Source organism: Thalassobellus sediminis, assembly GCF_044386045.1.
Lineage (GTDB): Bacteria > Bacteroidota > Bacteroidia > Flavobacteriales > Flavobacteriaceae > Thalassobellus > Thalassobellus sediminis.
Genome location: NZ_JBISCD010000040.1, coordinates 1112950 through 1125661, shown reverse-complemented (window position 1 = coordinate 1125661; position 12712 = coordinate 1112950). Strand labels below are relative to the sequence as shown.

Annotated in this window: 13 protein-coding genes; 7 read left to right on the top strand and 6 right to left on the bottom strand. The window is 29.8% G+C overall.

Annotated features, from left to right (window positions below; translation table 11 throughout):
* Positions 1-28 precede the first annotated feature (28 nt).
* Complete coding sequence (locus ACH5TW_RS11475; protein ID WP_439336647.1) at positions 29-1039, top strand: NAD-dependent epimerase/dehydratase family protein; 1011 nt, start codon at positions 29-31, stop codon at positions 1037-1039.
* Here the strand turns inward: ACH5TW_RS11475 and ACH5TW_RS11470 are convergent.
* From ACH5TW_RS11470 to ACH5TW_RS11460, 3 genes are read right to left on the bottom strand one after another with little or no spacing between them, the layout of a single operon-like run.
* Positions 999-1559 carry a DUF4296 domain-containing protein gene (locus ACH5TW_RS11470; protein ID WP_439336646.1) on the bottom strand — a complete coding sequence of 187 codons (561 nt, stop codon included), beginning with the start codon at positions 1557-1559 and terminating at the stop codon, positions 999-1001. The genes ACH5TW_RS11475 and ACH5TW_RS11470 overlap by 41 nt on opposite strands.
* On the bottom strand, positions 1556-2902 hold the full coding sequence (locus ACH5TW_RS11465; protein ID WP_439336645.1) for a dihydroorotase: 1347 nt from the start codon (positions 2900-2902) through the stop codon (positions 1556-1558). Before ACH5TW_RS11465 ends, ACH5TW_RS11470 begins: the two co-directional genes overlap by 4 nt.
* A 5-nt stretch (positions 2903-2907) precedes the next feature.
* Positions 2908-3630 (bottom strand): polyprenol monophosphomannose synthase, encoded by a 723-nt coding sequence (locus ACH5TW_RS11460; RefSeq protein ID WP_439336644.1) that lies wholly within the window; start codon positions 3628-3630, stop codon positions 2908-2910.
* A gap of 119 nt (positions 3631-3749) precedes the next feature.
* Here ACH5TW_RS11460 and ACH5TW_RS11455 point away from each other — a divergent pair, with 119 nt between their 5' ends.
* Both ACH5TW_RS11455 and ACH5TW_RS11450 read left to right on the top strand, forming a co-directional pair.
* Entirely contained in the window at positions 3750-4397 is a 648-nt protein-coding gene (locus ACH5TW_RS11455; RefSeq protein ID WP_439336643.1) for a DUF4271 domain-containing protein, read from the top strand.
* 21 nt (positions 4398-4418) lie between these two features.
* The gene (locus ACH5TW_RS11450; RefSeq protein ID WP_439336642.1) at positions 4419-5165 is read left to right on the top strand and encodes a uroporphyrinogen-III synthase; all 747 of its coding nucleotides are present in this window, start codon (positions 4419-4421) and stop codon (positions 5163-5165) included.
* 56 nt (positions 5166-5221) lie between these two features.
* Here the strand turns inward: ACH5TW_RS11450 and pckA are convergent, their stop codons facing one another.
* Both pckA and ACH5TW_RS11440 read right to left on the bottom strand, forming a co-directional pair.
* Positions 5222-6838, bottom strand: coding sequence for a phosphoenolpyruvate carboxykinase (ATP) (pckA, locus tag ACH5TW_RS11445; RefSeq protein WP_439336641.1), 1617 nt, complete (start codon positions 6836-6838; stop codon positions 5222-5224).
* 58 nt (positions 6839-6896) lie between these two features.
* Positions 6897-7298 (bottom strand): DUF423 domain-containing protein, encoded by a 402-nt coding sequence (locus ACH5TW_RS11440; protein ID WP_439336640.1) that lies wholly within the window; start codon positions 7296-7298, stop codon positions 6897-6899.
* Positions 7299-7409: 111 nt separating this feature from the next.
* Here ACH5TW_RS11440 and ACH5TW_RS11435 point away from each other — a divergent pair, with 111 nt between their 5' ends.
* On the top strand, positions 7410-8774 hold the full coding sequence (locus tag ACH5TW_RS11435) for a saccharopine dehydrogenase family protein (protein WP_439336639.1): 1365 nt from the start codon (positions 7410-7412) through the stop codon (positions 8772-8774).
* A 129-nt stretch (positions 8775-8903) separates the two neighbouring features.
* Complete coding sequence (locus ACH5TW_RS11430) at positions 8904-9374, top strand: Lrp/AsnC ligand binding domain-containing protein (RefSeq protein ID WP_439336638.1); 471 nt, start codon at positions 8904-8906, stop codon at positions 9372-9374.
* Positions 9375-9474: 100 nt separating this feature from the next.
* On the opposite strand, the gene ACH5TW_RS11425 is transcribed toward ACH5TW_RS11430, so the two are convergent.
* Positions 9475-11016: a glycine--tRNA ligase gene (locus tag ACH5TW_RS11425; RefSeq protein ID WP_439336637.1), complete on the bottom strand. Its 1542-nt coding sequence runs from the start codon at positions 11014-11016 to the stop codon at positions 9475-9477.
* A gap of 381 nt (positions 11017-11397) precedes the next feature.
* Here ACH5TW_RS11425 and ACH5TW_RS11420 point away from each other — a divergent pair, with 381 nt between their 5' ends.
* Positions 11398-12027 carry a class I SAM-dependent methyltransferase gene (locus tag ACH5TW_RS11420; RefSeq protein WP_439336636.1) on the top strand — a complete coding sequence of 210 codons (630 nt, stop codon included), beginning with the start codon at positions 11398-11400 and terminating at the stop codon, positions 12025-12027.
* A 91-nt stretch (positions 12028-12118) separates the two neighbouring features.
* Positions 12119-12700 (top strand): hypothetical protein, encoded by a 582-nt coding sequence (locus ACH5TW_RS11415; RefSeq protein WP_439336635.1) that lies wholly within the window; start codon positions 12119-12121, stop codon positions 12698-12700.
* Positions 12701-12712: the final 12 nt, after the last annotated feature.

The window sequence follows — 12712 nt, the reverse complement described above, 5'->3', positions numbered from 1 at the left end:
CATAATCATTATTTATTACTTTAGTTGCATGATTTTAGTAACAGGAAGTACAGGTTTAGTTGGCGCACATTTACTCTATAAATTAGCTTTTAACAAAGAAAAAGTTAGAGCTATTTACAGAAGCAAGCATAAACTAAATCATGTTAAAAATGTATTTTCTAGCTATACTACAGATTATGAGACTCTTTTTAATTCTATTGAATGGGTAGAAGCCGATATTTTAGACATCCCTTCTTTATCTGATGCTTTTAAGGATATTACTTATGTATATCATTGTGCAGCATTTGTGTCTTTTGAACCAGATAAATACCAGATTTTAAGACGAACCAATATTGAAGGCACTGCTAATATTGTTAATTTTTGCATTTCAAATAATATTAAAAAATTGTGTTATGTAAGTTCTATAGCTACTATTGGAAACACTTTAAACAATGCGCCTATTACTGAAAAAACAGAATGGAACCCAGAAGTAGACAATAGCGTTTATGCTATAACAAAATATGGTGCCGAAATGGAAGTTTGGCGGGCTACACAAGAAGGTCTTAACGCTGTTATTGTAAATCCTGGTGTTATTTTAGGCCCTGGTATTTGGCATTACGGAAGTGGTAGCTTATTTAAAAAAGCGCATAAAGGTTTAAAATATTATACTTCGGGAACTATTGGACTTGTTGCTATTGAAGATGTTACCGCCATTATGATACAACTTTTAAAAAGTGATATTGTAAACGAACGTTTTATTTTAGTTGCCGAAAATTGGACTTACAAACAGTTTTTACAAACCTTAGCAAAATCTGTTAATGCAAATATGCCTAAAAAAACAGCTTCAAAAAACTTATTAAAAATAGCTTGGAAACTAGATTGGTTAAAAAGTAAAGTAACTGGTAAACGCAGACAGTTAACAAAACAAATTGCATATTCACTATGTTCTGAAACTAATTACAATAGCAATAAAATAAAAACAACTATTGATTATACTTTTAAAGATATCAACAAAAGTATTACTGAGATTGGGAATCTTTACTTGAAACAGGAGAAATAAGCTTTTCTTCAACTTTAAATTTCTTTTCCAAAAGAATTTCTTTTAAAGAATCCTTTTTCATTATTAATCTTAAAGAATCTTTAACACTAATGTTTGTTATAGAATCTAAAGCTTTAACTTTCATCAAAGCATCCAAAGAATCTTTTACTTTTTTCTCTTCTTCTTCTTTCAACTCTAAGTCTTCATAAATCTTTTTTAGTTCCTCCAAACTATCTTTTACTTTTTCATAAATCTCTTGATATTCTTTAATATGAAACGCATAATAATCATTACTTAAAGCAAACTGCAAACTATCAATATTATGTTTTTCAAAAACATAGGTGCTACGATTAATACCAGAATCCCTCAATACTTTTCTGTTTTTATTATTTGCAGATGCTAACAATTTAACATCAATAAGAACATCAACCATTTTGCCTTTAGAAATTAAGTTTTTTGGCTTATCTGGTGTTTTAAATTGGTAACAAGCTGTAGCTAATAAAAGAATTGTAAAACCTAATATGAATCGTTTTAAAATCATCTATTAAAAGTTAATCGTTTAGCAGCCTTTACATCAGAAACCTTAGCATTTTGATATACTAATGCACCATTTAAAAATGTATGTGTAATTCTAGATTTAAAGGTTGTAGCTTCAAAAGGCGACCATCCACATTTATAAAGAATATTATCTTTTGTAACAGTCCATGGGTTATTCAAATCTACTAAAATCAAATCGGCAAAATAACCTTCTTTTATATAACCTCTTTTCTCTACTTGAAATAATATAGCTGGGTTATGACACATTTTTTCTACTATTTTTTCTAAAGAAATTTTTCCTTTATGATACATTTCTAACATTGCAGGTATAGCATGTTGTACTAATGGCCCTCCAGAAGGCGCACTTGTATAAACATTATTTTTTTCCTCAATAGTATGTGGTGCATGGTCTGTTGCAATAACATCTATTCTATCGTCTAATAAAGCCTCCCATAATTGGTCTCTATCTTTTTCTGTTTTTACTGCAGGATTCCATTTAATAAGTGTTCCTTTTTCATCATAATCTTTATCGCTAAACCACAAATGATGTATACAAACTTCGGCAGTTATCTTTTTATCTTTTAAAGGAATATTATTATTAAACAAATTCGTTTCCTTTCCGGTTGAAAGATGAAAAACATGTAATCTTGCACCTGTTTTCTTTGCCAATTCTATAGCTTTTGAAGATGACAAGTAACAAGCCTCTTCACTTCTTATAATTGGATGATATTTTACAGGAATATCATCACCATATTTGTCTAAATGTTCTTGAAAATTCTTTTTTATGGTTGCTTCGTCTTCACAATGCACCGAAATAACCATATTGGTACTTTTAAATATTTTTTCTAATATTTCTGGATCATCAACCAACATATTCCCTGTAGAAGACCCTAAAAACAATTTTAAACCAGCGACCGCTTTTGGGTCTACTTTCAAAATCTCTTCTAAATTATCGTTCGTTCCACCAAACATAAACGAATAATTGGCAAACGATGTTTTAGAGGCAATTTCAAACTTTTCTTCTAGTTTTTCAACTGTAGTAGTTTGCGGATTGGTATTTGGCATTTCTATAAACGACGTTATACCTCCTGCAATGGCTGCTCTAGATTCTGTTTCTATATTTGCTTTATGAGTTAAACCTGGCTCTCTAAAATGCACCTGATCATCAATTGCTCCTGGTAATAAATATTTACCTTCGGCATCAATAACATGTACATCGGCAGATTTTGCACTTATAGAATCGTTAATCTCCTTTATATATTCTCCTTCAATTAATATGTCGCCATTAAAAACAGAACCTTCGTTTACAATGTTTACATTTTTAATTAGAATCGTTTTTTTCTTCATAATTTCTACTTTGTAATAAGACTTTTAAGCTTCATTGATATCACTCCAAAAATAGCTTCTGAAATAATACCTGAACTTAATTTAGACTCTCCTCTTGTTCTATCAGTAAATATAACTGGTACTTCTTTAATTATAAACTTTTTTAAATAGGCTTTAAACTTCATTTCTATTTGAAACGCATAGCCTATAAACTTAATTGCATTTAAATCTATTGTTTCAAGCACATTTCTTTTATAACAAACAAAACCTGCTGTGGTATCATGAATTCTCATGCCTGTAATAATACGCACATACTTTGATGCTAAATAGGACATCAACACACGGTTCATTGGCCAATTAACAACATTAACTCCTGTTACATATCGAGAACCTATAGATAAATCGGCCCCATCTATATGACAAGCATTATATAACTTTTGTAAATCATTAGGGTCATGTGAAAAATCGGCATCCATTTCAAAAATATATTGATAATTTTTATTTAAACACCATTTAAACCCGTGAATATAAGCTGTTCCTAATCCTGATTTCTCTTTACGCACTTCTAAAAACAACCTATCTTCAAATTCATTTTGAAGCTCTTTTACTTTTAAAGCTGTTAAATCTGGAGAATTATCATCAACAATCAAAACATGTATAGCTTCCGATTTAGATAAAACTGCTCTAATAATAGCTTCAATATTCTCTATTTCGTTGTAAGTTGGAATGATAGCAACAGTATCTTGCATACTTTAATCTTGATAAAACACATTATTTTCAACAAATGTACATCATTTAAAAGATTTTTTTTTCTAAATATTCCTTAATAATGTAGCGTTATTGTTAATATTTATAATAATTTTATGCTATGATTCGCGATGTTTCTTCAAATGAATTGTTTACTATCCTAATCCTCCTTGGTATTGTTATTATAGCAGTAGCTAAGTTAGTAGCTCCTAAGCGCTTTGAAGATTTTTTATTTGTTATAGGAGATTTTAAGTATCTTAAAATTTATTCTAGAGAACAAAAGTTTTTTGACACATTTGATGCTTTATTATTTATAAACTTAATTATTTCATTATCTATTTTTGGTTTTATTCTTTATCAACACACAACAGGTGTTAAAAATATAGATGCTAATTTAATTTTTAAATTAACTATTGGCATTGGCTCGTTTATTTTAATTAAAGTACTTTTAGAACGCCTAATAGGAAGTCTTTTTGAAATTGATAAATTAATAGACGCATATCTTTTTCAAAAAATAAGTTATAAAAATTACTTAGGCCTTATATTACTTCCATTAAACGCCCTTTTACTTTTTAGTTTTAAAAACTCATTAAATTTAGTTTATATAATCATTATTCTTATTTTAATTGTAAACATAATCGGACTAATTACATCCTTTAAATCGAATGAAAGTTTAATAAAGAACAACTTTTTTTATTTTATTTTGTATCTTTGCGCTCTTGAAATCTCACCTTATATCATTTTATACAAGGTGTTTATTGACAGATAAAGAACAAAACTACTTGTGCTTATGAAAGTGAAAACCATTTTAGTATCTCAACCTGAACCCAAAATTGAGAACTCTCCTTATTTCGATTTACAAGAAAAACAGAAGGTTAAAATTGATTTCAGACCATTTATTCATGTTGAAGGTGTTTCAGCAAAAGACATTAGACAACAAAAAGTAGATTTACACAATTACACTGCTATTATTTTAACTAGTAGAAATGCGGTAGATCATTTTTTTAGAATTGCTGAAGAAATGCGTTTTAAAGTACCAGATAGTATGAAATATTTTTGTCAATCTGAAGCAGTTGCTTATTACTTACAAAAATATGTAGTTTACAGAAAACGCAAAATCTATGTTGGTAAGCGTACATTTTCGGAACTATCTCCATTAATAAAAAAATACAAAGACGAAAAATTCTTATTGCCAAATACAGATAAAGTAAAGCCGGAAGTACCTAATACTTTAGATGCTTTAGGTGTCGATTGGAAACAAGCAACATTTTACAAAACTGTAGTAAGTGATTTATCAGATTTAGCAGATGTATACTACGATGTATTAGTATTTTTTAGCCCTTCTGGAATAGAATCGTTATTTAAAAACTTTCCAGACTTTAAACAAAACGAAACTAGGATTGCTGTTTTTGGAAACACTACTATTAAGGCTGTTGAAGACAAAGGATTGCGTGTAGATATTGCTGCACCAACACCTGAAACTCCTTCAATGACTATGGCTTTACAAAAATATATTGAACAAGCTAATAAGAAGTAATCTTATTCTAAATATAATTAAAAAGCCCGATTTCATTTAAAATCGGGCTTTTTGTTTTAATGTGCATAACGTTGCGGGCCGCCACGTCTAATTTCTTCACTACAATGCATTTCAAACTTTTTAAAGTTTTCTCGAAAAGCATTGGACAATTTAAAAGCTGTTTTATAATATGCTTCATCGTTATTCCAAGTGGCTCTCGGACTTAAAACACTAGTTGGCACACCAGGACAAGATCTTGGTTGCGCAACTCCAAAAACAGAATGTATATGATAAGTATCATAGGTATATAAACCCAAATCGCCATTTAAAACGGCGTTAATCATAGCACGTGTATATTTTAGCTTCATTCTAGTTCCTACGCCATAAGAACCACCTGTCCAACCTGTATTTACCAACCAAACATTAACACCAGATTCTGTCATTTTCTTGCTTAACATTTCGGCATATTTAGAAGGATGCAATGGCATAAAAGGCGCACCAAAACAAGCTGAAAAAGAAGGTACAGGCTCTACAACACCTGCTTCGGTTCCTGCAACTTTAGCTGTATAACCAGATATAAAATGATAAGCAGCCTGACTTGGTGTTAATTTAGAAATTGGAGGTAATACTCCAAAAGCATCTGCTGTTAAAAAAAAGATGTTTTTAGGGTTTTTACCAATTGAAGGCACCTTAATATTTTCAATATGATTTATAGGATAACTTACTCTTGTATTTTGAGTTATAGACGTATCTTCAAAATTTACATGGCCATTTTTATCTAAAATAACATTTTCTAAAATAGCGCCTTTTTTAATAGCATCATAAATTTCTGGCTCGTTATCTCTAGATAAATTAATCACTTTTGCATAACAACCACCTTCAAAATTAAATACCGAGTTTTCATTAGTCCAACCGTGTTCATCATCGCCAATTAAACTTCTATTCGGGTCTGTAGACAGTGTTGTTTTTCCTGTACCTGAAAGCCCAAAGAAAATGGCTGTATCGCCATCTTTACCTACATTGGCACTACAGTGCATAGGCAACGTATTTTTAAGTACAGGCAATATAAAGTTTAAAGCAGAAAAAATACCTTTCTTAATTTCGCCAGTATAACCTGTACCTCCAATTAAGGCAATTTTTTTAGTAAAATTTAAAATCGCAAAATTATGTTGACGCGTACCATCAACTTCAGGATTCGCCATAAAACCTGGTGCATTAACAACGGTCCACTCTGGATCAAAAACTTTTAGTTCATCTTCTGTTGGACGCAGAAACATATTATATGCAAACTGGTTACTCCAAGGATATTCGTTTATAACACGAATATTCAACTTATAATCTTTATCAGCACAAGCGAAACTATCTCTAACAAAAACTTCCTTTTCAGAGAGATAAGCTGTTACCTTATTATATAAAACATCAAAAGCATCTGCTTCAAACGGAATATTAATATCACCCCACCAAATAAGATCTTTTGTAACATCATCTTTTACAATAAATCGATCCATTGGAGAACGCCCAGTAAATTCACCCGTATTAACTGCTAAAGCCCCAGAAGATGCCTCAACACCTTGTCCTTTTTCAATAGCAATGCTATGAAGTTGTTCAGGAGACAATTGATATTGAACCTTCGCATTTTTAATACCATACTTTTCTAACGAAATCGTTGTAGTAACTTGATTGTTGTTTTCCATATTTATGCTATTATTTTAATTATATCACAAAATTATGATATTTATATTAGATTATCCTTTAAGAAACATTGTTTTTAGGTTTAATTTTTAAGAAATTCACAAACAACAAGCCCCATGCTATAATTAAAAACAGACCACCTATTGGCGTCATAAAACCTATAGTTTTAAAATCGAAACTTGACAATGAATTTGTTGCTAAACAATAAATTGAACCTGAAAACAAAATTACACCTAACAATACAAAATAGAATAGGATTTTTTTATCTTTTACTAGCACATTTGACACATTCCCAATAAATAATAGTAATAGCGCATGATACATTTGGTAACGCACACCTGTTTCAAAAGTTTTTTGGGCTTCAATTGGAATTAATTCTTTTAAAGCGTGAGCACCAAAAGCGCCCAAAACAATACTCATTAAACCTAAAGCTGCTGCTGTAATCAAGATAGTTTTATTCATAATAATTATATTATTCTCAACAAAATACCAATACATTTATTAAATTCACAAAATAAAATCATAATCGGATTTCTTATTGATATTTAACAAAACTAATCAACAAAACTCAATATGCGAAAAATTTTAGTCATTGGTTCTGGAAAATCTACTTCTTATCTTTTAAAATATTTATTAGATAAATCAACTTCTGAAAACCTTCATATTACTGTTGGTGATATAAATATTGAGAATGCTAAAAAACTCATATCAGATCATAAAAATGCAACCGCAATTTCATTTGATGTATTTAATGAGAAAGTACGTAATGAAGCTATTAAAAACACTGACATAGTGATTTCTATGTTGCCAGCAAGATTTCACATAGAAGTTGCTAAAGACTGCGTTTTATATGGAAAACACATGGTTACAGCCTCTTATGTTAGTAAAGAAATGCAAGCTTTAAATGATGAAGCCATAGCAAAAGGTATTGTTTTAATGAATGAAATTGGAGTAGATCCAGGTATAGACCATATGAGTGCTATGCAAGTTATAGATCGTATTAGAGACAATGGCGGAAAAATGATTTTATTTGAATCGTTTACAGGGGGTTTAGTTGCTCCAGAAAGCGATAACAACTTATGGAATTACAAATTTACTTGGAACCCAAGAAATGTGGTAACTGCAGGACAAGGTGGTACTGCTAAATTTTTACAAGAAGGTACTTATAAATACATTCCTTATAACCGTTTATTTAGGCGCACAGAATTTTTAGACATAGAGCATTTTGGTCGTTTTGAAGTTTATGCTAATCGAGATTCTTTAAAATACCAAAGTATTTATGGTTTAGAAAATGTGCAAACGCTGTATAGAGGCACCATGAGACGTGTTGGATTTAGTAGAGCTTGGAATATTTTTGTAACACTTGGTATGACTGATGATAGTTATACTATTGATGATAGTGAGAACATGAGTTACCGTGATTTTATAAATGCATTTCTAACTTATAGTCCTTTTGACTCTGTTGAATTAAAATTAAGACACGCCCTTAAAATAGATCAAGATGATATTGTTTGGGACAAACTCGTTGAACTTGATATTTTTAATGCAAAAAAAAGAGTCGCATTAAAAAAAGCTACACCAGCACAAATACTTCAAAAAATATTAATGGATAGCTGGACACTTGCTGAAGATGATAAAGACATGATAGTTATGTACCATAAATTTGGCTATGAAAAAGATGGTAAAAAACATCAAATAGATGCTAATATGGTTGTTGTAGGTGAAAATCAAACATATACTGCTATGGCTAAAACGGTAGGTTTGCCAGTTGCAATAGCCACAATTGCAATTTTAAATGGAAAAATTAAAGCTACAGGTGTGCAAATCCCTATTAAAAAAGAAATTTACCAACCAATACTAGAAGAACTCGAAACTTTTGACATTAAATTTAACGAAAAAGAAGTTCCGTATTTAGGCTACAACCCTTTAAATAATTAATAACACATTATTCTTTTTTTAATTCCTTTAGAATCAAAAAAACACTTCGAATAATCATTATTATAAAAAATAGTTTCAAATTAAAATCAAATAACTACTTTTGTGTTCTAAATTAAAACAATTTATTACATGAAATCCAAAACGAAAGTTATTACTATTGACGGTATAGACAAAAAAATACTACGCACTTTAATGGAAGATGCAAGAATACCAATTTTAGAAATAGCTAGAAATGTTGATATTTCTGGAGCTGCCATTCATCAAAGATTACGTAAACTTGAAAAATCTGGTTTAATTTCTGGTTCTAAATTTGTTATTAACCCTAAAATATTAGGCTACGAAACTGTTGCTTTTATTGGAGTTTATTTAGATAAAGCAATACAAAACCCTGAAGCTATAAAGCAACTAAAGAAAGTGCCTGAAGTACTAGAGTGCCATTACACTACTGGCAACTGGAATGTTTTAATTAAAATACTTTGTAAAGACAATGCGCATTTAATGCATTTACTTAATAATGACATACAAACTATTTCTGGTGTTTCAAGAACAGAAACGTTTATTTCATTAGACCAACAAATTGACAGACAAATAACTATATAATTAACATTATTATTTATAGCAAAAATCCCAAACAATCATTGTTTGGGATTTTTGTTTTTATGAGATACTGAAACAAGTTCAGCATAACAAACTAAGCTAGCTACATTTTCATTAACCAAGAACGCACATCTACTTCTTGCTTAATAATACCTCTTAAATCTTCTATTTTAACACGTTGTTGCTCCATAGTATCCCTATGACGAATAGTTACCATATTATCTGTTAACGTATCATGATCTACAGTAATACAAAACGGTGTTCCGTTAGCATCTTGCCTTCTATAACGACGTCCTACAGCATCTTTTTCATCATAAACAACATTGAAATCCCATTTCAGGTCATCAATAATTTTACGAGCTACTTCTGGTAAACCATCTTTTTTAACCAATGGTAAAATAGCCGCTTTTACTGGTGCTAATACACTTGGTAATTTTAAAACCGTTCTTGTCGTTCCATTTTCAAGTTCCTCTTCTTGTAAAGAATTTGAAAATACCGCTAAAAACATACGATCTAAACCTATAGACGTTTCTAACACATACGGTGTGTAACTTTTATTGTCTTCATGATCGAAATATTGTAATTTCTTTCCTGAATATTCTTCGTGTGCTTTTAAATCGAAATCGGTACGAGAATGAATCCCTTCTAATTCTTTAAAACCAAATGGGAATTTAAATTCAATATCGGCAGCAGCATCAGCATAATGCGCTAATTTTTCATGGTCATGAAAACGATAATTATCAGCACCCATACCTAAACTTAAATGCCATTTCATTCTGGTTTCTTTCCAATGGTTGTACCATTCTACTTGCGTACCAGGTTTAATAAAAAATTGCATTTCCATTTGTTCAAACTCACGCATTCTAAAAATAAACTGTCTTGCAACAATTTCATTTCTAAAAGCTTTTCCTGTTTGCGCAATACCAAACGGAATTTTTTGACGACTTGTTTTTTGTACATTTAAAAAGTTAACAAAAATACCTTGTGCCGTTTCAGGACGTAAATATAAATCCATTGCTGTTTCAGCAGAAGCACCTAGCTTTGTACCAAACATCAGGTTAAATTGCTTAACATCTGTCCAGTTTTTACTTCCTGTTAACGGATCGGCAATTTCTAACTCTTCAATAAGTGCTTTCACATCGGCTAAATCTTCATTTTCTAAAGATTTCCCCATTCGTGAAAGTATCGTATTTATTTTTTCTTGATACCCTACAACACGTCCGTTTGTAGCAAGAAATTCTTCTTTATTAAAAGCCTCACCAAAACGTTTTGCTGCTTTTTTAACTTCCTTATCTATTTTAGCTTCAATTTTAGCACAATAGTCTTCAATTAAAACATCGGCTCTATAACGCTTTTTAGAATCTTTATTATCAATTAACGGGTCATTAAACGCATCAACGTGTCCAGACGCTTTCCAAGTAGTTGGATGCATAAATATAGCGGCATCAATACCCACTATATTTTCATTCATTTGTACCATGGCTTTCCACCAATAGTCACGTATATTTTTCTTTAATTCTGCGCCGTTTTGTGCATAGTCATAAACTGCACTTAAACCATCGTATATCTCACTACTTTGAAATACATAACCGTACTCCTTTGCATGCGATATTACCTTCTTAAATTTATCATCTTGATTTGCCATGGTGCAAAAATAAAAAACCACTCGAAACAAAAGGTGTTCTTTGTTAAAAATTAAATACTCAAGTCTTTATTTTTTTTTGCAATTAAATACTCTGTTGATTTGAAAACGTTTATCTCTAAAATTTAGAATACTCTTTTGAGTCAATAACTAAATATAATAAATCTTTCACACCATAATATATTTAAAACACCAAGTTAAATATCCTAATAAAACTATTCTATTTAAAGTTTTTTATTCTAAATGGCTCTATGACTCTGAAAGATTATAAAAAACACAAAGTATAATCAATTTTATAAGTTTTTTTTTCTTATAATTGTAAGACAAATACTCTAAATTATATCAGTTCAGTTTTTAAACTTCAATAAATAAATTTTAAATTACATGAAAATGATCAAAGAGACTGCTTACCAAATTAAAAAAAGCAGGACGTTAATTAATCGTTATTTTAAAAACAAATTTGGATTAGGTAAAAGTGATTATTCTGAAATTACAAGATATTCTGGAACAAGTTTTCCTTTTGGCAAAAAAGAAACAATTGTTTTTATAGAAAAAATTTGCCCTGATAAAAACAGTAAAATTCTTGATGTAGGTCCGGGACAAGGAACTTATTTTAAGTTATTAAAGGAAAAAGGATATAAATATTTTGATGCTGTTGAAATATATCAACCATATATTAAAAAATTTGAGTTAAAAAAAATGTATCAAAATGTTTTTCATTGTGATATAGTTGATTTTAAATATGATGAGCATTATGATATTATAATTATGGGAGATATCCTTGAGCACTTAAAAATTAAAAGAGCTAAAGATGTCATTACGTATGCAAAAGAACATAGTGATTTACTAATAGCGGCAGTCCCTTATCAAATGAAACAAATTGGCTCCCAATTAGATGGCAGTGGCGATCATAGACAAGCAGATTTAACTAGAGAAATATTTTTAAAAAGATACCCTGGATTTAAGTTACTTATAGACAACAAACTACTTGGTGTTTTCTATCATCTAAAATAGAAAAAGTTGTATTTATGTAAAACAAATTTCTTCTAAATAAATAGTCAAAGTCTTTATTCTAAAAATTAATCGTAATTAAAATATATAATAAATGAGCAATCAAAAAGAAGAAAATGATTCCGATTTACTTTTGCAGTTTTTGACCAACTCTTTTAGTCAAATAAATTATAAGTATAAGCTAAATAGATTTTTTTCTGAAGATATACTTAGTTTTAACTCTTTAGGCACATTAATATATAACTACCCATATATACCATTCACTAGAGGTTCATTAAGACCTTTTTGTTTAAATCATATTATCAATGATATAATCATTAACGATAGAAAGCAAATTATAGAGTTTGGCTCTGGAATAGCAAAAATCCTTATTGGCAGGCTAATTAAAAAGAATAATCTAGATGCTACATTAACATCTATTGAGCATGATTTAGAATGGTTCAAACTGTTATACAAAATACTGTCGAAAGAAAACCTAAACAATGTTATGCGTATTTGTTATGCTCTAATAAAGAAAAATTCTACATCTTTTGATGAAGCCATTAGGAACGCCAAACAATATGTTATTAAATTTTGGGAAGAAGAATTATCTATAAGGTTTAATTATTCTTGTAATACGTTAGCATATTATTATAATGGTTCTTCATTTTTTACTGAACCATATGCATATTATTAATATAATTACTTT

Bases quoted from the DNA above. Each gene is read 5' to 3' on its own strand.
- ACH5TW_RS11475 (WP_439336647.1), top strand. From the start codon at position 29: ATGATTTTAGTAACAGGAAGTACAGGTTTAGTTGGCGCACATTTACTC.
- ACH5TW_RS11470 (WP_439336646.1), bottom strand. From the start codon at position 1,559: ATGATTTTAAAACGATTCATATTAGGTTTTACAATTCTTTTATTAGCT.
- ACH5TW_RS11465 (WP_439336645.1), bottom strand. From the start codon at position 2,902: ATGAAGAAAAAAACGATTCTAATTAAAAATGTAAACATTGTAAACGAA.
- ACH5TW_RS11460 (WP_439336644.1), bottom strand. From the start codon at position 3,630: ATGCAAGATACTGTTGCTATCATTCCAACTTACAACGAAATAGAGAAT.
- ACH5TW_RS11455 (WP_439336643.1), top strand. From the start codon at position 3,750: ATGATTCGCGATGTTTCTTCAAATGAATTGTTTACTATCCTAATCCTC.
- ACH5TW_RS11450 (WP_439336642.1), top strand. From the start codon at position 4,419: ATGAAAGTGAAAACCATTTTAGTATCTCAACCTGAACCCAAAATTGAG.
- pckA (WP_439336641.1), bottom strand. From the start codon at position 6,838: ATGGAAAACAACAATCAAGTTACTACAACGATTTCGTTAGAAAAGTAT.
- ACH5TW_RS11440 (WP_439336640.1), bottom strand. From the start codon at position 7,298: ATGAATAAAACTATCTTGATTACAGCAGCAGCTTTAGGTTTAATGAGT.
- ACH5TW_RS11435 (WP_439336639.1), top strand. From the start codon at position 7,410: ATGCGAAAAATTTTAGTCATTGGTTCTGGAAAATCTACTTCTTATCTT.
- ACH5TW_RS11430 (WP_439336638.1), top strand. From the start codon at position 8,904: ATGAAATCCAAAACGAAAGTTATTACTATTGACGGTATAGACAAAAAA.
- ACH5TW_RS11425 (WP_439336637.1), bottom strand. From the start codon at position 11,016: ATGGCAAATCAAGATGATAAATTTAAGAAGGTAATATCGCATGCAAAG.
- ACH5TW_RS11420 (WP_439336636.1), top strand. From the start codon at position 11,398: ATGAAAATGATCAAAGAGACTGCTTACCAAATTAAAAAAAGCAGGACG.
- ACH5TW_RS11415 (WP_439336635.1), top strand. From the start codon at position 12,119: ATGAGCAATCAAAAAGAAGAAAATGATTCCGATTTACTTTTGCAGTTT.